At 62.4% G+C, this 16,473-nt stretch carries 30 protein-coding genes; 23 read left to right on the top strand and 7 right to left on the bottom strand.

Annotation, left to right across the window (positions count from 1 at the left end; genetic code table 11):
* Positions 1-156 precede the first annotated feature (156 nt).
* Entirely contained in the window at positions 157-366 is a 210-nt protein-coding gene (locus ABB29_RS12130) for a hypothetical protein (protein WP_057659328.1), read from the bottom strand.
* Positions 356-613 carry a hypothetical protein gene (locus tag ABB29_RS12125; protein WP_057659327.1) on the bottom strand — a complete coding sequence of 86 codons (258 nt, stop codon included), beginning with the start codon at positions 611-613 and terminating at the stop codon, positions 356-358. Before ABB29_RS12125 ends, ABB29_RS12130 begins: the two co-directional genes overlap by 11 nt.
* Between ABB29_RS12125 and ABB29_RS16410 the strand changes: the two genes are divergently transcribed.
* The gene (locus tag ABB29_RS16410; protein WP_157062624.1) at positions 612-749 is read left to right on the top strand and encodes a hypothetical protein; all 138 of its coding nucleotides are present in this window, start codon (positions 612-614) and stop codon (positions 747-749) included. The two genes, ABB29_RS12125 and ABB29_RS16410, sit on opposite strands and share 2 nt — an antisense overlap.
* A gap of 14 nt (positions 750-763) precedes the next feature.
* On the opposite strand, the gene ABB29_RS12120 is transcribed toward ABB29_RS16410, so the two are convergent.
* The 3 genes from ABB29_RS12120 to ABB29_RS12110 all read right to left on the bottom strand — a co-directional run bounded on the left by ABB29_RS12120 (position 764) and on the right by ABB29_RS12110 (position 1,830).
* On the bottom strand, positions 764-1,144 hold the full coding sequence (locus ABB29_RS12120) for a hypothetical protein (RefSeq protein ID WP_057659325.1): 381 nt from the start codon (positions 1,142-1,144) through the stop codon (positions 764-766).
* A 171-nt stretch (positions 1,145-1,315) separates the two neighbouring features.
* Entirely contained in the window at positions 1,316-1,588 is a 273-nt protein-coding gene (locus ABB29_RS12115; RefSeq protein WP_057659323.1) for a hypothetical protein, read from the bottom strand.
* Complete coding sequence (locus tag ABB29_RS12110) at positions 1,585-1,830, bottom strand: hypothetical protein (protein WP_157062623.1); 246 nt, start codon at positions 1,828-1,830, stop codon at positions 1,585-1,587. The genes ABB29_RS12115 and ABB29_RS12110 overlap by 4 nt, the downstream gene beginning before the upstream one ends.
* Before the next feature lie 191 nt (positions 1,831-2,021).
* Between ABB29_RS12110 and ABB29_RS12105 the strand changes: the two genes are divergently transcribed.
* Positions 2,022-2,261, top strand: coding sequence for a MerR family transcriptional regulator (locus tag ABB29_RS12105; RefSeq protein WP_057659319.1), 240 nt, complete (start codon positions 2,022-2,024; stop codon positions 2,259-2,261).
* A 5-nt stretch (positions 2,262-2,266) separates the two neighbouring features.
* On the opposite strand, the gene ABB29_RS16405 is transcribed toward ABB29_RS12105, so the two are convergent.
* Entirely contained in the window at positions 2,267-2,578 is a 312-nt protein-coding gene (locus ABB29_RS16405; protein ID WP_157062622.1) for a hypothetical protein, read from the bottom strand.
* Between the two features lie 210 nt (positions 2,579-2,788).
* The gene (locus ABB29_RS16400; RefSeq protein ID WP_157062621.1) at positions 2,789-3,004 is read right to left on the bottom strand and encodes a hypothetical protein; all 216 of its coding nucleotides are present in this window, start codon (positions 3,002-3,004) and stop codon (positions 2,789-2,791) included.
* A 210-nt stretch (positions 3,005-3,214) separates the two neighbouring features.
* Between ABB29_RS16400 and ABB29_RS12100 the strand changes: the two genes are divergently transcribed.
* From ABB29_RS12100 to ABB29_RS12005, 21 genes are all read left to right on the top strand, one after another.
* Positions 3,215-3,595: a hypothetical protein gene (locus ABB29_RS12100; protein ID WP_157062620.1), complete on the top strand. Its 381-nt coding sequence runs from the start codon at positions 3,215-3,217 to the stop codon at positions 3,593-3,595.
* Positions 3,596-3,785: 190 nt separating this feature from the next.
* Positions 3,786-3,950, top strand: coding sequence for a hypothetical protein (locus ABB29_RS16395; RefSeq protein ID WP_157062619.1), 165 nt, complete (start codon positions 3,786-3,788; stop codon positions 3,948-3,950).
* A gap of 3 nt (positions 3,951-3,953) precedes the next feature.
* A complete protein-coding gene (locus ABB29_RS16165; RefSeq protein ID WP_157062618.1) occupies positions 3,954-4,736 on the top strand; it encodes a helix-turn-helix domain-containing protein in 783 nt (260 codons plus the stop codon).
* Positions 4,663-5,481: an ATP-binding protein gene (locus ABB29_RS12090; protein ID WP_057659314.1), complete on the top strand. Its 819-nt coding sequence runs from the start codon at positions 4,663-4,665 to the stop codon at positions 5,479-5,481. Before ABB29_RS16165 ends, ABB29_RS12090 begins: the two co-directional genes overlap by 74 nt.
* 441 nt (positions 5,482-5,922) lie before the next feature.
* Positions 5,923-6,417: a hypothetical protein gene (locus ABB29_RS12075; protein ID WP_211260733.1), complete on the top strand. Its 495-nt coding sequence runs from the start codon at positions 5,923-5,925 to the stop codon at positions 6,415-6,417.
* On the top strand, positions 6,414-6,767 hold the full coding sequence (locus tag ABB29_RS12070) for a DUF1064 domain-containing protein (protein ID WP_342667064.1): 354 nt from the start codon (positions 6,414-6,416) through the stop codon (positions 6,765-6,767). The genes ABB29_RS12075 and ABB29_RS12070 overlap by 4 nt, the downstream gene beginning before the upstream one ends.
* Positions 6,767-7,330, top strand: a complete 564-nt coding sequence (locus ABB29_RS12065; protein WP_057659305.1) for an HNH endonuclease — start codon at positions 6,767-6,769, stop codon at positions 7,328-7,330. The genes ABB29_RS12070 and ABB29_RS12065 overlap by 1 nt, the downstream gene beginning before the upstream one ends.
* The gene (locus ABB29_RS12060; protein ID WP_057659303.1) at positions 7,327-7,734 is read left to right on the top strand and encodes a recombination protein NinB; all 408 of its coding nucleotides are present in this window, start codon (positions 7,327-7,329) and stop codon (positions 7,732-7,734) included. The genes ABB29_RS12065 and ABB29_RS12060 overlap by 4 nt, the downstream gene beginning before the upstream one ends.
* Positions 7,734-7,946 (top strand): hypothetical protein, encoded by a 213-nt coding sequence (locus ABB29_RS12055; protein WP_057659301.1) that lies wholly within the window; start codon positions 7,734-7,736, stop codon positions 7,944-7,946. The genes ABB29_RS12060 and ABB29_RS12055 overlap by 1 nt, the downstream gene beginning before the upstream one ends.
* Positions 7,930-8,637: a hypothetical protein gene (locus ABB29_RS12050; RefSeq protein WP_057659299.1), complete on the top strand. Its 708-nt coding sequence runs from the start codon at positions 7,930-7,932 to the stop codon at positions 8,635-8,637. Before ABB29_RS12055 ends, ABB29_RS12050 begins: the two co-directional genes overlap by 17 nt.
* 85 nt (positions 8,638-8,722) lie before the next feature.
* Entirely contained in the window at positions 8,723-8,896 is a 174-nt protein-coding gene (locus tag ABB29_RS16390; RefSeq protein WP_157062617.1) for a hypothetical protein, read from the top strand.
* A 164-nt stretch (positions 8,897-9,060) separates the two neighbouring features.
* Complete coding sequence (locus tag ABB29_RS12045) at positions 9,061-10,041, top strand: hypothetical protein (RefSeq protein ID WP_057659297.1); 981 nt, start codon at positions 9,061-9,063, stop codon at positions 10,039-10,041.
* Complete coding sequence (locus ABB29_RS12040; RefSeq protein WP_057659296.1) at positions 10,038-10,283, top strand: hypothetical protein; 246 nt, start codon at positions 10,038-10,040, stop codon at positions 10,281-10,283. Before ABB29_RS12045 ends, ABB29_RS12040 begins: the two co-directional genes overlap by 4 nt.
* 117 nt (positions 10,284-10,400) lie before the next feature.
* Positions 10,401-10,625, top strand: a complete 225-nt coding sequence (locus tag ABB29_RS12035; protein ID WP_057659294.1) for a hypothetical protein — start codon at positions 10,401-10,403, stop codon at positions 10,623-10,625.
* Positions 10,622-11,089: a lysozyme gene (locus tag ABB29_RS12030; protein ID WP_245622611.1), complete on the top strand. Its 468-nt coding sequence runs from the start codon at positions 10,622-10,624 to the stop codon at positions 11,087-11,089. The genes ABB29_RS12035 and ABB29_RS12030 overlap by 4 nt, the downstream gene beginning before the upstream one ends.
* Before the next feature lie 11 nt (positions 11,090-11,100).
* The gene (locus ABB29_RS16755) at positions 11,101-11,232 is read left to right on the top strand and encodes a hypothetical protein (RefSeq protein WP_281177433.1); all 132 of its coding nucleotides are present in this window, start codon (positions 11,101-11,103) and stop codon (positions 11,230-11,232) included.
* A gap of 160 nt (positions 11,233-11,392) precedes the next feature.
* Positions 11,393-11,908 (top strand): lysis system spanin subunit, encoded by a 516-nt coding sequence (locus ABB29_RS12025; RefSeq protein WP_057659289.1) that lies wholly within the window; start codon positions 11,393-11,395, stop codon positions 11,906-11,908.
* Positions 11,908-12,390 (top strand): helix-turn-helix domain-containing protein, encoded by a 483-nt coding sequence (locus ABB29_RS12020; RefSeq protein WP_057659287.1) that lies wholly within the window; start codon positions 11,908-11,910, stop codon positions 12,388-12,390. The genes ABB29_RS12025 and ABB29_RS12020 overlap by 1 nt, the downstream gene beginning before the upstream one ends.
* A complete protein-coding gene (locus tag ABB29_RS12015; protein WP_057659286.1) occupies positions 12,390-12,788 on the top strand; it encodes a hypothetical protein in 399 nt (132 codons plus the stop codon). The genes ABB29_RS12020 and ABB29_RS12015 overlap by 1 nt, the downstream gene beginning before the upstream one ends.
* An 8-nt stretch (positions 12,789-12,796) precedes the next feature.
* A complete protein-coding gene (locus ABB29_RS12010; protein ID WP_211260732.1) occupies positions 12,797-14,371 on the top strand; it encodes a terminase large subunit in 1,575 nt (524 codons plus the stop codon).
* A complete protein-coding gene (locus tag ABB29_RS12005; RefSeq protein ID WP_057659281.1) occupies positions 14,371-16,422 on the top strand; it encodes a portal protein in 2,052 nt (683 codons plus the stop codon). Before ABB29_RS12010 ends, ABB29_RS12005 begins: the two co-directional genes overlap by 1 nt.
* Positions 16,423-16,473: the final 51 nt, after the last annotated feature.

Below are 16,473 nucleotides of genomic sequence, written 5' to 3'. Positions count from 1 at the left end.
GGTTAGTGGTTGACTTCTGAAAATCCCACCGGTGCGAATTGGCATGCACCACGGGGAGAAGGTTTCGCCAGCTGCGCACGCGCTGTTCGTTGGTGGGCGCAAGTGGCGAGCGATGGCGCGGAACGTGTTGGAAAGACAGGTGCGTGAGTTGCATGGCTATCCCCTCACTGAGCTGATTGCGCCGGTCCCGATGCCGGCATGGATTTCGGCGGCGCGCAGACTGACGGCGTAGACCACCAGCGCCGCGACTGCGATGCAGGCAAGCCGATAGCCGTTTCGGCGGAACCAGCGGCGTGCCCGGTGAAGCTCATAGCGCCAGAACCAAAGCCGGTCCTGGCACTTCCATTCATGGGGGTCACTGACCATTTTCAATCTCCCTGATGGCGCCCTTTAAATCGCTAACTTCATCCTCAAGCTTGCTGATTTTGTCGTTAGCCTCATTGAGGCGAGATTCCATTTCTTCCAATTCCTCGCACGCATCGGTTAGCGCCTCGCGTAGACGCTCGGTCCCTCGGCGCTTAATTTCCTCGACCGCCTCAGACATGATCCTGTCAACCTCCGGGCAGGTCTCCGGACAACGAGAAAACGACGCCTTTAGGCCAGACTTACTCATGACCAACCTCCATCCGGCTATTCAAGGTCCGCTCAATGTCCCGGTTGCTGGGGATTACGTCAGTGCCGAACAGCGGCGCGGCATCTCGGCCATAGCCGAACATTTCGGCGAAATCGGCGTCCAGGCGCTGCATTAGGGGTGTTGGGGTGGTCATGCCGCACGCCCCATCGCCACCGGGCGCATGTCGGGTAAAGCAACAGGGCTCACCGCAATCTGACGGGCATAGCCGTAGTAGAGGTTGGCGGACGGCGAGGTCGGATGGCCGCGCAGCTTTCCGCGCCAGCGGGCCATCGTGATGAGCGGGTCGGGGCGAGACGCAGGGCGTGATCCCATGCGACCGCTGGTGCCATTCCACGGCTGCAGGGTGTCGTCATACTCGCTGACGATGACGCCGCTGCCGTCGCAGTTGCGGCACTCGACCTCTACATCACACTGCGGGTCCGGGCCGTAGCCATACGGGTTCGTGTCGTTGTGAACTGTCTCGCCGTACCCGTCACAGTCCGGGCAGAGGTAGGTGCGTTTCTGGCTCATCCCGTTCTCCCTGGCCCCAGCCCGGCGATCCGGGGTGCGTTGGGGCGATGGGAGGATCGTAACGGACAGTTACGGCATGCGCAACAGGTTGTTACGCCTATAATCGTAACACAGCGTTGCGCTTATGGAACAGTCGCGGGATCCGCTGATTTGCTTGGTTCTGGACCCGGTTTAGTTCGCGTATTCGCAGCTGTAAGGAGCCCGAGGGTATTTGGCGGACATATCTGCGGCAATTTCCAGGCAAACAGCCATATCGTCGGCCATTGCATAGATGAAGCCAACCCGCTCATTCCCGGCAATGCCAGACCGCACGAGGAACACGTCGCGCGACGTTCCGTTCTGGGCAGATTCGGCGAACCTTTCCACCCGTCCGAACTGGGCTTCTATGTCGTTGCTGCAGCTGCAAATGGTGGCTGCTAATAGGCCTACGGCGATGCGCTTCATCGCGGGCCTCCCGTAGTGGCCTTCAGCATTTCCATGAATGCGCGCTTCTGCTCGTCTGATAGTAGGCGGTACAGCTCGACAAGGTCTTTCTCATCTTGAAGCTCAACGATCACATCATCCCCCAGTGCTTCGGCCACAGTCAGTCCTGCGCAGGCGGCAAAGACTTTCAGTTCATCAACGGTGACTGGGCGCTTCCCCTGCAGTTTCAGGGTGATGGCTTGGCCGGTGACCTGAGGGGTCATTCTCCGGCCCACCTCCGCGTTACTGACAGATCTGTCGCGGAGGGAGGCAGCTACCCGTTCGTACCAGTGCATCTTGGGGGATTCCACTCGCATTACATGAGACGCCAATGGTAACGATGCGTTACGGCCCATCAAAGTACGTACCGTAACGGGGTGTTGCGTATACCGTGACATGGTGTTACGGTTCGCGCATGAAAGCCATCAACCTCATCCGCGACACCGGCATGACCACGGCTGAAATTGCCGAGGCCATTGGCTGCACCACCCATTCGATTCGCTACTACGAACGGGGCGAGAGATTCCCGAACCGCCGTCAGTATCGCGCGATCAATGAGCTCGCCACCAGGCGGGGCGTGACCTTGTCTGCGGCGGACTTCGCAGCCGACTTCATTCGCACACCTGCGCCCGAGGTCTCCAAAGATGCTGCGTAGCGCCGTCAATTCAGGCTCGGAACAGCCACCTTCCATGCAGGCCGGACCTCTGGCACGAACAGCAGGCCTTGCCATTGTGCGGTGTGGCCCTGAAACGCGAGTTTGGGTATTGAGCCGCTCAGAAGATATTCGTAGTCCGCGCAATCCGGGCAGTGTTGAACAGCCTCCATCGGCACTGGAATGGCTACTTCTGGCCGCCAAAATTCTGATTCTGTCTGTTCGCGCCATGAAGCGACAAGCCAAAGCTGGCCTTCTATCAGCACTGCAGGGCCAACCATGAGCTGCCCGTCCTCCGTTCCGAACAACAGTGTCGTCAATTCCACTTCCGTCTCCGTGGCGGGTTGCTTGTTCGCAGCTCCAGTCTGCCACGGGGGCGGAAACCTTGCCGCGGAGGTCGATCATGCTGCGTAGATTGATGCGTCGCTGGCTGGTGCCTGAGATGGACCAGCTGGTTCGAGAATGGAAGTTCTGGGTAAGCCGCGAGATCGCCGACACCAGCAAGGATGTCGGCGATCTCAAGTCCCAGGTCAGCCGGATTGAGCGCGTCGTTGCTTCTCGTGAACTTGTAGAGAAATCTGGCGGATCAGCTCGGTTGCATGCCCCCCAAGCTCCTGTGGTTGACGCTGAAGCGGCGGCAGGACGTTGCCCAGTATGCCGGTCGCCTGGTCGAAGGGAAGAGCAATGACCAGTTCCTTGACCAATGCTTCGAGGGCCAGCAAACGCCCCTTGGTTTCGTTGTCCATTTCCTTCCTCGCTGTCGGTGGTGTGGTAGTGAACCCATCGTACAGCGGGGGAGGAATCTCCGTACGCAGTGCTGGGAAGGGCTTCATTCGCGGCAGCGCGTCCATCCATCAATAACACGTCGGCTCGTTCCTTCGGGGCGGGCCATTTTTGTAACCCAATCAGCCTGTCCGACGCTTTCCGACGCTCGCGGACACCATCGGAAACCCATCATGAGCAACCAGATTCCCTTGTTCGTTGACGACTACCACGACGCCGTCAGACATGCCGTTGAGGCGATGGGCGGCTTCAAGCGCATCGGTCACGACATGAAGCCGGATATGACCGTGGAAGCTGCCGGCCGCTGGCTGGCGGACTGCTGCAACCCGGACAAGCGCGAGAAGCTCTCGCTGAGCGAACTGGCCTACATCCGCAAGGCCGCACGTCAAGCCGGCGTGCATGTGCTGGCGGCATACGAGGCCCAGGCCGCTGGTTACGCCGAGCCGCAGCCCATCAATCCCGAGGATGAAGCCGCCCAGCTGCAGCGCGAGTTCATCGCGTCAGTGAAGGCGCTGGAAGCGCTGCAGGCACGCATGGCGAGGACGCACGCATGACCACTTACCGAGATCAACTCCACACGCCTGCACCCAGCTCAGGGAATGGGACGATGTACGTGGCGTGCATGCTGGCGCAGAGATTCCCCAGCCGGCTTCCCACGCGCGACGAGCTTATGGATTTGTTCGGCATGAGCAGGGCGACGGCGCTGCGCTGGATTGCCGCCATACGCGCCGCAAGGGGGATTGCATGAAGCCCGTCACCATCCCGTCGCCGCCATCGCCCGAGAACGACCCGGGCATCTTCGACGTCAACGAAAAGACCTGGCCGGATCCGGAAACCGTGCGTCTGGCGCGTGCAGCCATCAAGAGTGGCGAGCATCTGCGCCGGCCTTTCGATGAGGTCAAGGAATAGGCCGTGTCGACCCTTGTCATGTCCAAATGCTGGCCCTTGCAGCTGCCGCCCACACAGAAAGCGGTGTTGATTTCTCTGGCTGACAACGCCAATGACCACGGAGAATGCTGGCCATCCATCCCGACGATTTGCGAGCGCACCTGCTTCAGTGAGCGGGCTGTTCACCGCGCTATTCAGGAGCTTGAAAAAGTCGGCGCACTGGTTTCTGACCGCTCCAATGGGCGACATACCCGGTACGTCGTAACCCCCGCAAATCTGGCAGTACCCCCGCAGATGCGGCACCCCCGCATTTCTGACACCCCCGCAGATGCGGCAATCGAACCCCCGCAGATGCGGCAGTCACCCCCGCAGATGCGGCAGTCACCCCCGCAGCAGGTGCGGTCTAACCGTAAAGAACCGTCAAGAACCGTCAGTAAAGCAACCGTCAATAAGAAACGCGCTGACGCGCTCACTCGCCCCGATGGCGTGGACGAGCAAACGTGGTTCGACTGGCTGGATTTGCGGAAAGCCAAAAAAGCCCCCGTTACCGAAACCGTGCTGACCCACGCCATCCGCGAATCCGAGAAGGCCGGCATGACCTTGGACGCCTTCCTCAGGATTTGGTGCTTCCGTGGTTCGCAGGGCTTGGAGGCGGCCTGGCTCAAACCCCACGAGCGAGCCGGGCCGCAATCCGGGAAACCATCAGCCGCCGAAAACTTCCAAGGAAAAACCTATGCAAGCACCCCAATCGACCAGCTCCCCCCCGACCTCCGAGACGCTGCACGAGCCGCAATCGCAGACGGTTGACGCCATCTGCCCCGAACACGGGCCGTATCGCGCCACCGTCACCGAGTACCACATCCTGGGCAGCACCACGGTCGTGACCAGCAGCTGCCAAGCCTGCAAAGACGCCAAGCATGCTGCCGAGGATGCCCGCAAGGCGGCGGAGATTTCACGCGAACGGCAGCGCCGCGTCGATTCACTGTTCCGCTCGGCCGGCATCCCGGCGAGGTTTGCGGAACGCGACTTTGATGGCTACAAGGCGACCGGGAACGGCCAGAAAATCGCCCACAGCGTCTGCAGGGCGTTCGCCAGCAAGTGGCCCGAAAAGGCCGCTGTCGGCTCATCGCTGGTGCTGACCGGGTTGCCCGGCACCGGAAAGACGCACTTGGCCTGCGCCATTGCCAGCCATGTGATGCGCGAATACCTTGCGGTCGCTGCGTTCGGCACTGTCTCGGCGATGTTGCGGCGCATCAAATCGACCTACGCCAAGGACAGCCAGCAGACGGAGCAGGGCGCCATTGATGACCTAGTTTCGCCCGACCTGCTGATTCTCGATGAGGTCGGCGTGCAGATTGGAAGCGAACACGAAAAGATGCTGATGTTCGAGGTTCTGAACGCCCGCTACCAGGAGCTGCGTCCCACCATCCTGATTTCGAACTTGGCGATGGAGGAACTGGAATCGTTCCTTGGTCAGCGCGTCATGGACCGCTACCGCGAGTGCGGGTCGGTATTGGCGTTCGATTGGGAAAGCCACAGGGGGAGCCGGTGATTCACTACCACCCGCCGCTCCACGTCTGGACCCGCCACCACCCGGAGGCGGCGCGCATCGCGCAGAGCCTGCCGCGTGAACTTCTGGGGCTGCGTACCCGGCTACTGGTCAGCGACGTGTGCCAGCGATTCGGTGTGGCCACGTCAACGGCGATGCGGGCCATCAGTCTGGCGCGGAGGGCGAACTGATGCCAACCACCCACTGCCTAAGCGACTTCGCCAAGCGCCTGCAAAAACTCCCTGCCGCTGAATGGAAAACCGCCGTGGAATCGATGCCTGAGAAGTGTGAGCGCTGCACCGTCAACTGCCGCCAGGTCTGCGCCGACTATGCGCGGGTTCAGTGGAGGATGGCGGGTAGGAGGGTTAAGCGGTGAGGGTCTTGATTGCTTGCGAAGAATCCGGCGCTGTCCGCGATGCTTTCATCAGGGGGGGGCATGACGCCATGAGCTGCGACCTGCTTCCTACTCGCTCACATGGTCCGCACTACCAGGGTGACGTTCGCGACGTACTGCACGCCTGCTGGGACTTGATGATTTTCCATGCGCCATGCACTGACATTTGCGTGAGTGGCGCGAAGCACTTTGCCGCAAAGCGTATGGACGGCAGGCAGCAGGCCGGCATCAGTTTCTTCATGGAGTTGTGGCGGCACGGGGAGCGGTACGTGGACAAGATGGCGGCAGAGCAGCCTATCGGGATCATGTCTAGCCTTTTCCGAAAGCCGGACCAAATCATCCAGCCGTGGCAGTTCGGGCACGGCGAGACTAAGGCCACCTGTTTGTGGCTGAAGAACCTGCCGCTACTGGCTCCAACAAACATCGTCGAAGGGCGCGAGGCGCGTATCCACAAGATGGCGCCCGGCCCAAACCGCGCAAGGGAAAGGTCAGCCACCTATCAGGGGATTGCGGATGCGATGGCGAGTCAGTGGGGTGCCTCGTGACCACCACATCGCGCGCGCACTTCGCCCTGGGCCGCCTGAAGTCCGGGCAGATGAACAAGACCGAGATCGCGTATGCAGCGCATCTTGAGCTGTTGAAGGCTGCTGGCGAAGTCCTGTGGTACCGCTTCGAAGGCATCAAGCTGAGGCTGGCCGACAACACGTTCTACACGGCCGATTTCGCCGTGATGGCATCCGATGGTGTGGTGGAGCTGCACGAGGTCAAAGGCTTCTGGACCGACGATGCCCGCGTCAAAATCAAGGTCGCCGCGGACCAGTACCCGTTCCGCTTCATGGCGTTCAAGGTGCGGGCGAAGAAGCACGGCGGCGGCTGGGAAAGGGAGGTGTTCTGATGGCCGATCTATCCCCATCCGACTGGAAGTTGGAAGGCACCGAGCGCATGAGCGACAAGCAGCGGCGGATGCTCAATGCGGATGAGCTGCGAAAGCATGTGCTCTACGACCCTGAGACAGGATTCTTCGTATGGGCGACAAATGGGAGAGGCAGGACCAAGCGCGTTGGCGAAAGGGCCGGATCGGCGCACTCAAACGGCTACATCAGGATCAAGATTCTTGGCCAGACGTATTTCGCCCATCGACTGGCATGGTTGCTATCGAGCGGAGATTGGCCGGCAGAAGAAATCGACCACATCAATGGCAATCGCGATGACAACCGGATTGACAACCTGCGTGAGGCGACAGTTCAGCAGAATCGCTGGAACACACATGGAATACCTAAACGGCGAAAGCATTCCCGGTTTAAAGGCGTGACCAAGGAACATCGGAGCAATAGATGGATTTCGCAGATATTTCATGACGGGAAACCAATCCGGCTTGGATCATTCGACACAGAAGAGCAGGCGTCGGAGGCTTATTTGTCTGCGGCTAGGCGTCTGCGCGGGGGTTACGCGAAATGACCGAGAAGATCGGTCGATCGGACTGGGATCTCCGGGGCGAAGGCCGGATGACCGACGCTCAACGCAGGATGTTGAACGCCGTTTGCGGAGATCTTTCTAGCCAAATCAAGTGGCACGGACAGCGACTTTCCAAGGATGATTTCCGGCACCTGATTAGCGGGACGATGCTGGGCTGGCGAATGATGCCAGCCATTGACCGCGGTGAAGGCGCGGCCGGCTTCATCATGCTGGGCGGGTCCAGCCTGAGCATGACGCGCTCACAAGCCGCCGACGCCATCACGCAAGCGCTGCACATAGGTGACCACCCCGACGAATACAGCCTGAAATCAGCTCCGGCGCAGTGGTGCGACGCGGTGCTGCTCGGGCAGGGATTCAACCCGCGTGACTTCCGGGACGCTGCCTGATGGCCAACAACGATCTATCCCGGCTGAGCGTTCCGGAGTTGGAGCAGCACGCGGCGGTCATGCAGTCGCTGGCTGATGAGGGGCAGCGTGAGGCGGCCAGGTTGCAGCGGGCTGCTGATCGGGCGCGGAAGGAAATCAAGCGGCGCCGGCTTTCTGTAGCAGAAACGAACACAAATCCACCACAAGGGGAACTCCATGAGCAATGCGCGTGAACTGCTGGCCCGGTTGAATCCGACCACGGTCAAGTTCGACATCGGCCGCGGCGGTCAGCCGCAGCTGACGAACCAGGACATCGCGGGCGCGCTTGCGTTCGTATCTCCCGGGCTGGGCCGCTCGCTGCTGGAGGCATGCTGGTGGTCTGATGGCGCCGCACGCAGCCGCAAGTCGATGCGAAACGAAGTCATGGCGCTGGTGGTGCCGGAGCTGCAACGCCAGTCGCGAGCGCTGTCTCATGCCTCGCTGGACCTGCAACTGGTCAAGGCCGCTATCGCATGGTCTGGCCGCGGCGCTACCGCCGAGCAATCACGCGAGCTGGCTTCGTGTGAGGCACGCCTGGAACAAGTCAGGGCCGGCACATGGCCACGGACCACGGTCGAGAGCCTGCCCACGCTGGTATCGGCGGTCATCGACGAGATTGCCCACCCGCATCGCTGCGAGCGTTGCGAGGGCCGCGGGCACGTCATGGCCGGTGAGCTGAAGGTGACCTGCCTGTTGTGTGACCGCACTGGCTTGGCCAAGGTCAGCGGGCGCCGGCGGGCGCATGCACTGGGCATCAACGAGCGCAGCTACCGCGACAGCTGGGCCGGCATCTACCAGTGGCTGCTCGATGCCTTCCGCGATGCCGAGCAGCAGGCGGCGCGGCAATTGTCCGATGCGCTGAGGGATGAATCAGTGCGGGGTTGAAACCCCCGCAGATAACCTGTCACTGTTCGCACCATCGAAGATGCCCGGCCCGAAACGGCTGGGCATTTGCATGTCAGGGGGTTGCATGGGTCACGCCAACGTCGAGCGAACGCCGGCCGGCTGGCTCGTCAGCCGAGAGTTCAACAGCTTGGCCGCCGCCGCCAAGGCGGTGGATCTGCTGGTTCACGTCAACGAGCGGGCATTCCAGCCGCCGCCGCCGCCGGCCGGCAACCTGCCGCGAACGGATACCGGCGACTGATGGCCTGTCCTCACTGCAGCAGCGATAGGTCAGTCAAGCGCGCCACCAACCGGCTGATGTGCAAGGACTGTCACCGGTCCTACAACACACCGGAGCGGCAAGCAGCGGTTGATGCTGCCCGCGCCGTGCGTGAGGCCCGCCAAGGCGTTGCGCCAGCGCACGACATGACACGCGCCGCGGCGCCAGGGTTCCAGGTCAAGGGAACATCGACGCTGTACCGGGACGACGGCAGCATCGCCGCGCAGTGGGTCAAGACGACTCAGGACGCGGAGGCTATGCGAGAGGCGCTGAAGGTCGCCTGCGCAGCGATGGCCGAGGATTTGCCGCGGGTCGCGCCGATGCAGACGGCCGGCAAGGTGTGGGACAAACGGCTGATGGCCTGCTACCCGATCGGCGACGCCCACATCGGCATGCTGTCATGGCCGCTGGAAACGGGCGAAGAGTGGGATCTGGCCATTGCCGAGCGCATCCAGTGCGGGGCGATGGCGGCGCTGGTCGAGGCCGCACCCAAGACCGACAAGGCAGTCATCGTCAACCTGGGTGACTGGTTTCACTACGACTCAATCGAGCCGGTCACCAGCCGTTCTGGCCATGTCCTGGACAGCGATGGCCGCTACGCCAAGATGATTGGCGTGGGCATCAAGGTCATCCGCCAATGCATCACCTCGGCGCTGGCCAAGCATCGGCAGGTGCACGTCATCAACGTCATCGGCAACCACGATGACACCGGCGCGCTGTGGCTGTCGGCCGCGCTGGCGCATGTGTACGAGAGCGAGCCGCGGGTGAGCATCGAGCAGAGCCCGGCGCCGTTCACCTATTTCAGGCACGGCAAGACGCTGGTTGGCTGTCATCACGGCAACACCTGCAAGCCGGACAAGCTGCCCGGCGTGATGGCCGCGGATCGCCCCATCGACTGGGGCGCCACTGAACACCGCTACTGGTGGCTGGGCCATGTCCACCACCAGAGCGTCAAGGAATACCCGGGCGTCAGCGTCGAAACCTTCGGCACCCTAGCGGCCAAGGATGCCTATGCCACTGCCGGCGGCTGGCGTGCGGCACGGAACATGAAGTGCATCGTTCTGCATGACGAACATGGCGAGGTCGCAAGGCACGCCGTCAGCCCGGCGATGCTGGAGGTCAGATGAGCGAGGAACCTGACAACGAGGATGGCGGCATTGAGCTGCAAATCGCTGATCCGGTCGTCATCAGCGAGGACATGGTCTGGGTGGGAGACCCGGACACGCTGCACCCGGAGGCTGAATGCGAAGGCGTCCTGGCGCTGATGCTGCGTGGCGGCTGCCTGTTCTATTTCGATGGCGCGCTGCGCCAGTGGGTGAACGTCGAGGACAAAGGGCCAAAGAAAGCCCGCCTGTCGACCATCCAGTAACCGTCTATGCCCGGCCGCAGCGCCTCTCCCGCTGTCGATGCACCGCCTACCAGCGGTCGCCGGGCGCCTATCCGCCATTCATGACGACATGAGGGGCATCTACCGCAACCAGTCGCCATGCGTGACGAATACAGGGGAAACACCGTAGTGAAAGACGAAGCCTTCAACGCCATCGGAACGGCCGTTGCCAAGAGTACGCCGCCGATTGCTGTTGTTGGCGCCACCATCGGAGGGGCGCTGGACATGACCTTCATGGTCGCCGCCGCCACGCTGATTTACATCGTCACCCAGACCGGCTACCTGCTCTGGAAGTGGCACAAGGAATGGAAGTCAAAGCGGTGAAGTCGACAAAGCCCGTCATTGGCCTGTCGGCAGCAGCCGTCTTGGCCGCGGCGGTGGCCATCATCGCGCCCTGGGAGGGCACCCGCTACACGCCGTATCAGGACGTGGTTGGCGTCTGGACGGTATGCGAGGGCATCACTGGCGATGCGGTCGTGCAGGGCAAGACCTACACCCGCGCCGAGTGCGACTCGCTGCTGGCCCGGGAAGTAACCAACACCTACACCGGCCTACAAATCTGCATCGGCCAGCCGCTGGCGCTGAACCAGTGGGCGGCGCTGATTTCGTGGGCCTACAACGTCGGGGTGCATGCGGCCTGCAATTCAACGCTGGTTCGCCAGCTCAACGCAGGCTATCCGCCGTCGCAATGGTGCCGACAGCTGTTGCGCTGGTCCTATGCCGGTGGCCGCCAGGTAAAGGGCCTGGTGCGGCGCCGGCAGGCCGAATATGCCCAGTGCATCGAATGAAGGAATCAGCCATGACCGCACGCACCCGAAATCTGATCCTGCTGCTCTCGGGCGGCGCGCTGGCGCTGGTCTTGCTGGGCTACATCACCGGCGCGGATTGGCTGGCTTGGGTGTTGCAGCTGGCAGCGGGACTGGGTCGATGAGCAGGTCTCGCCGAGGCAAGAAGCCGGGTGGCTTTGAGTATTGGGGGCGCAGGCCGGTAAGCAGGAACCATGGCGCAATCCCCGGCAGATTCTCTAAGAGACTGACGCATAGGCTTGAACGAATCGAAGCGCGCCAACAGTGCGCCATCGGAGCCGCCGAATGATTCTCTCCGAACTCCGCGCCAACGCATGGAAGTACGCCTGCATCCTGTGCGCCGTGCTGGCGGTCGCGGCGGTCATGGCGGCCCTTATCTTTCATGCATCTGCCGCTGATGGTCATTCCCGAGCCGATAGCGCCGAAGCCCGAGCCGTGGCCGCCGAGCAGGCGCTGAGCCAGGCCAAGACCGCACTGGAAGTCGAGCGAGCCGCCAGCGAGCGCTTGGCCGGCATTGCCGCCACCTACGAGAGTGAACGCGATGAAATCGAAACTCAGTCGAGCCAGCTTGTTGCTGATCTGCGCGCTGGCAATGTCCGGCTTCGGAAGCTGTGGGAAGCCCAGGCAGCCACCGCCAATCTTTCCGCAGCTGCCGCCAGCGCCGCCAGCGCTGATGGTGGCGCCCGAGACCGGGCAGAAAGTGCGGGCCGAATTGTTCGAGCCGCAGACCAGTGCGACGCCCAGGTGCGAGGACTGCAAGCCGTGGTGAGGGCTGACCGCGCCATTGGAGCAGCCGAGTAATGGCACGCCGCGGCTCCAAGCCCGGCCATTTCGGTCAGGAATCCAAGTACACGCCAGAGCTGGCCGACAAGATTGTCCGCCGCGTTTCCGAAGGCAAGACGATTTCCGATTGCGCTCGCGAGTTCGACTTCTACCGCGGCAACGTGCGCGACTGGCGGGCCAAGTACCCGGATTTCGACCACCGCATGGCCGTGGCGCTGGACGAAGGTTATGACGCCATCGCTGATCATTGTCTGGTCATTGCCGATGACAGCAGCGGCGATTACCGCGAAGGCAAGGACGGCGCGCAGTTCGACTCCGAGAACGTGCAGCGCTCCAAGCTGAAGGTTCATACCCGCATGCAGCTGCTGGAGAAGTGGTCCCCGCTCCGCTATGGCGCACGCAAAGTGCTTGCTGGTGATCCTGACGCGCCGCTGGTGTCTGTGCCGGATGACCAGCTCGATTCCCGCATCAAGGAATTGCTGGCGAAGGAGAAAGGCTGATGCCTGCATGCGAGGAAATTGGCCGCGTCTCTCGGGCCTACGTTTCGGCCCACACCCGGGAGCGGGTCCACAGCACACGCCTGTATCCGACCGAGAAGCGCTGCCTGGTCGCCAACTTCAACGGAGCGATTCCGCCAGGGCGCACCATCGTCACGGCGCAGTGGAAGATGGAATCGGCCTGCAGCGTGGCCATGTCCAGCGCCAGCATCTACGGCCGATCGGCGCAGGTGATGGTTCAGGGCGTCTACCGCGGCTGGGCCTACATCAAGGCGCAGGTGACGCTGGACAACGGCGAAATCTACAACCAGCTGTTCGTGGTTGAGGTGCTGGAGGGTCCGTATTTCGGCGATGAGAACTCGCTGGCTGCTGGGCCGACAGAGCTGACCGCCACCGCGTGAACATGCCGATGTCGTCACACGAAAAGCGCGAGTTGCTGGCGCTTCTGGAAGAGCGTGCGCGCAGGGAGGAGCGGCAACGAATGGCCGTCGACCTTGACCTGTTCGCCGTCCGATGCCTGAAAATCCGGGCCAAGTCGGGCCGGGTCATCGATTTCGAGTTCAACCGCGCCCAGCAGTTCATCCATGAGCGCCTGGAAGAGCAGCTGGCCAAGACCGGCCGTGTCCGGGCGCTCATCCTGAAGGGGCGCCAGCAGGGCTGCTCAACCTACGTCGGTGCGAGGTACTACCACCGCACGGCGATGGCGAACGGGATTCGGACGTTCATCCTCACCCATGAGGATGCGGCGACGCAGAACCTGTTCGAGATGGTCAATCGCTACCACGAGTTGTGCCCGGTTGAGCATCGGCCAGTAACCGGCGCGGCCAACGCGAAGGAGTTGTTCTTCTCGGCGCTGGACAGCGGATACAAGGTTGGCACCGCAGGCACCAAGGGTGTTGGGCGGTCATCGACCATCCAGCTGTTCCACGGCTCCGAGGTGGCCTTCTGGCCGCACGCCGAAACGCATGCCGCTGGCGTGCTGCAGGCCGTGCCCGATCAGCCAGGGACCGAGGTCATCCTGGAATCGACCGCCAACGGCATCGGCAACCTGTTCCACCAGAAGTGGAGCGACGCCGAGCGTGGGGAGGGCGACTTCATCGCCATCTTCGTGCCCTGGTACTGGCAGGAGGAATATCGCAAGGCTGCTGACCACGGCTTCACGCTCACGACCGAAGAGCAGGAGTACGCCACGCTCTACGGCTTGGACGCCGAGCAGATGGCCTGGCGCCGCAACAAAATCACCGAGCTGAAAGACCCGGTGCTGTTCAAGCAGGAATACCCGGCCACCGCGGCTGAGGCTTTCCAGATGAGCGGGCATGACAGCTTCATCAAGCCGGCTGACGTGATGGAGGCGCGCAAGAACGTGCGCGAGCCGTCCGGGCCGCTGGTCATTGGTGCCGATCCGTCCCGCTTCGGTGATGACGGATTCGCTATCGCTCGCCGTCGTGGCCGCAAGGTCATCAACACCGAGCGCCGGTACAAGCTGACCACGATGGAGGGGGTTGGCTGGCTGAAGCAGGTGCTGGATACCGAGAAGCCGGCCAGGATGTTCATCGACGTTGGCGGCCTGGGCATCGGCATCTACGACCGGCTGGTAGAGATGGGCTACGGCGACGTAGTGCGGGCGGTGAATTTCGGCGCGGCACCGGTTGAGCCGCCGAAGTTCGACGAACAGGGCCGGGAAATCGGCGGCGGCCCCGCCAACCGCCGCGCTGAAATCTGGATGGCTTCCCGAGATTGGCTGCAGCAGGCCGGCGGCGCAGACATCCCTGATACGGACGTGCTGCAAGGCGATGCCTGCGGGCCGTCCTATCGCTACGACAGCAATTCGCGGGTGCTGCTGGAAAAGAAAGAGGACATGCGGCGCCGGGGCGTGAAAAGTCCTGATGAATGGGATGCGGTGGCGCTCACCTTCTCCGAGCCAGTCCCGGTGGAAAGCACAACCCGAGTCTCGGGCCTTGAAGATTACGCGGTGGACTACTGATGGCAAAGACCAAAGACGCTGACAAAATTAGCGAGATGCGCCAGCGTCGCCAACGCGCCGTCGAGTGCAGCTCGGAGCTGTACGGCAAGGCTATCGAGGACACCAAGTTCGTCACCGTTCCCGGTTGCCAATGGGATAGCGCACTGAAGAATCGCCGCGGTGATCGCCCTTGCTACGAGTTCCCGAAGCTCAACAGCCACGTGCGCCAAGTCGTCAACGAAATGCGCCAGACCCGGCCGCAGGGCAAGGTTCGCGGCGCCGAGGAGTCCGATCGCGGCCTGGCCGAAATCATGCAGGGCATCTGCCGCAACATCGAGTCGGTGAGCAACGCCGAGCAGGCGTATGACATCGCATTCGAGTCCGCGGTACAGGGCGGCTTGGGCGTCTGGCGCATCTGCACCGACTACGCCAACGACGATGATTTCGAGTTGGACATTCGAATTGACCCGATTCGAAATTTCGCCTCGGTCCGCTTCGACCCGGCCGCCATGCAGATTGACCGCCGCGACGGCCTGTTCGCCTTCGTGGATGACCTGGTTCCCGAATCCGAAGCCAAGCGCATGTATGGCGACGCCGACTGGGAAGGCTTCGATGATGATCAGGGCTGCGAGGACTGGCGCGACGCTGGACAGGTCCGTATTTCCGAATACTGGTACAAGCAGCCGGTGAAGCGCGACCTGTGGGCGCTGTCCGATGGCCGGGTCGTGTTCGCCGATGAGCTGGCGGAAGAATCCGGGCTGACCGAGGCTGAGGCGGAAGAGTTCCTGGCCGCCACCGGCACCACAATCCTGCGCCGTCGTGTCGTCGACTCGCACAAGGTGATGTCGGTCATCACCAATGGCCACGAGTTCCTGACAGAGCCGGCTGAGTTCCCCAGCAAGTACATTCCGCTGGTTCCGGTGTGGGGCAACATCCAGAACATCGAGGGCCAGGACTACTGGCAGGGCATGGTTCGCCCGTCCAAGGACCAGCAGCGCCTGCACAACGTCCACCGCACCGCCATGACCGAGGCCGTGGCCAAGGCGCCGAAGGCGCCATTCATCGTCAAGATGAAATGGATCAAGGGGCTGGAGAACTTCTGGAAGAAGGCCAACTCGGAGGATTTCCCCTATCTGCCAGTGCGTGACGACGCTGAGGAAATGCCGAAGCGCGCCCAGCAGGCCGAGGTGCCGGCGGCGCTGATCCAGTTGGCGGGCATGGACAACGACGACATGAAGGCCGCCACCGGCCAGCATGACGCCAGCCTGGGCGCTCGTTCGAACGAAACCAGCGGCAAGGCCATCAATGCGCGCAAGCAGCAGGGCGCGACGGCAACGTTCAACTACATGGACAACCTGACCTACTCAATCCGCTACACCTACGAAATCCTGGTCGACATGATTCCGCGGGTCTATGACACCCAGCGCGTCGTGCGCGTGCTGGGCGAGGACGGCGGCGAGAAGTGGAAAACGCTGTACCAGGAAGTGCCGGGGCCGGATGGCCAGATGCACACGGTCAACGACATCCAGAAGGGCAAGTACGACGTGGTCATCACCGTTGGCCCGAGCTACGCGACCCAGCGCATGGAAGCGGTCGATTCCTTCTCCGCGATGCTGGGTCAGATGGGGAACGGGCTGCCGCCGCCGATCGCCGCATTGATGGCCTACACCGTGGTCAAGAACACCGACCTTCCCGGCGCTGACGAAGTGGATTCCGCGTTCCGCAAGCTGCTGGTCGCGCAGGGTGTCATGCAGCCGAAGGAAGGCGAGCAGCCGCCCGAGCCGCAGCAGCCAGATCCACGGATGCAGGCCGAATCCCGCAAGGCCGAGGCCGATGCCGCCTACAGCGAGGCCCGCGCACAGGAGGCCGCTGCCAAGGCGCAGGTGGTCATTCCGCAGGCGCAGGCCGACATCCAGAAAACCGTCGCCGAGGCCGTGGCCCAGCAGCTGCAGAACATGGCCCAGTCCGGTCAGTTGGCTGCAATGCTGCAGCCTCCACCGCAATTTTCGCCGGCACCCAGCCAACCGCCTCCGGGCGGTTTTTTTATGCCTGGTGAGGGGCCGCAGTTTTGATTTCGCTCGCCAACATGACCTTGGCCGAACAGCTGCGAGAAATGCAGCGGT

Source organism: Pseudoxanthomonas dokdonensis, assembly GCF_001431405.1.
GTDB lineage: Bacteria > Pseudomonadota > Gammaproteobacteria > Xanthomonadales > Xanthomonadaceae > Pseudoxanthomonas_A > Pseudoxanthomonas_A dokdonensis.
This window is presented reverse-complemented; position numbering and strand designations above follow the sequence as displayed.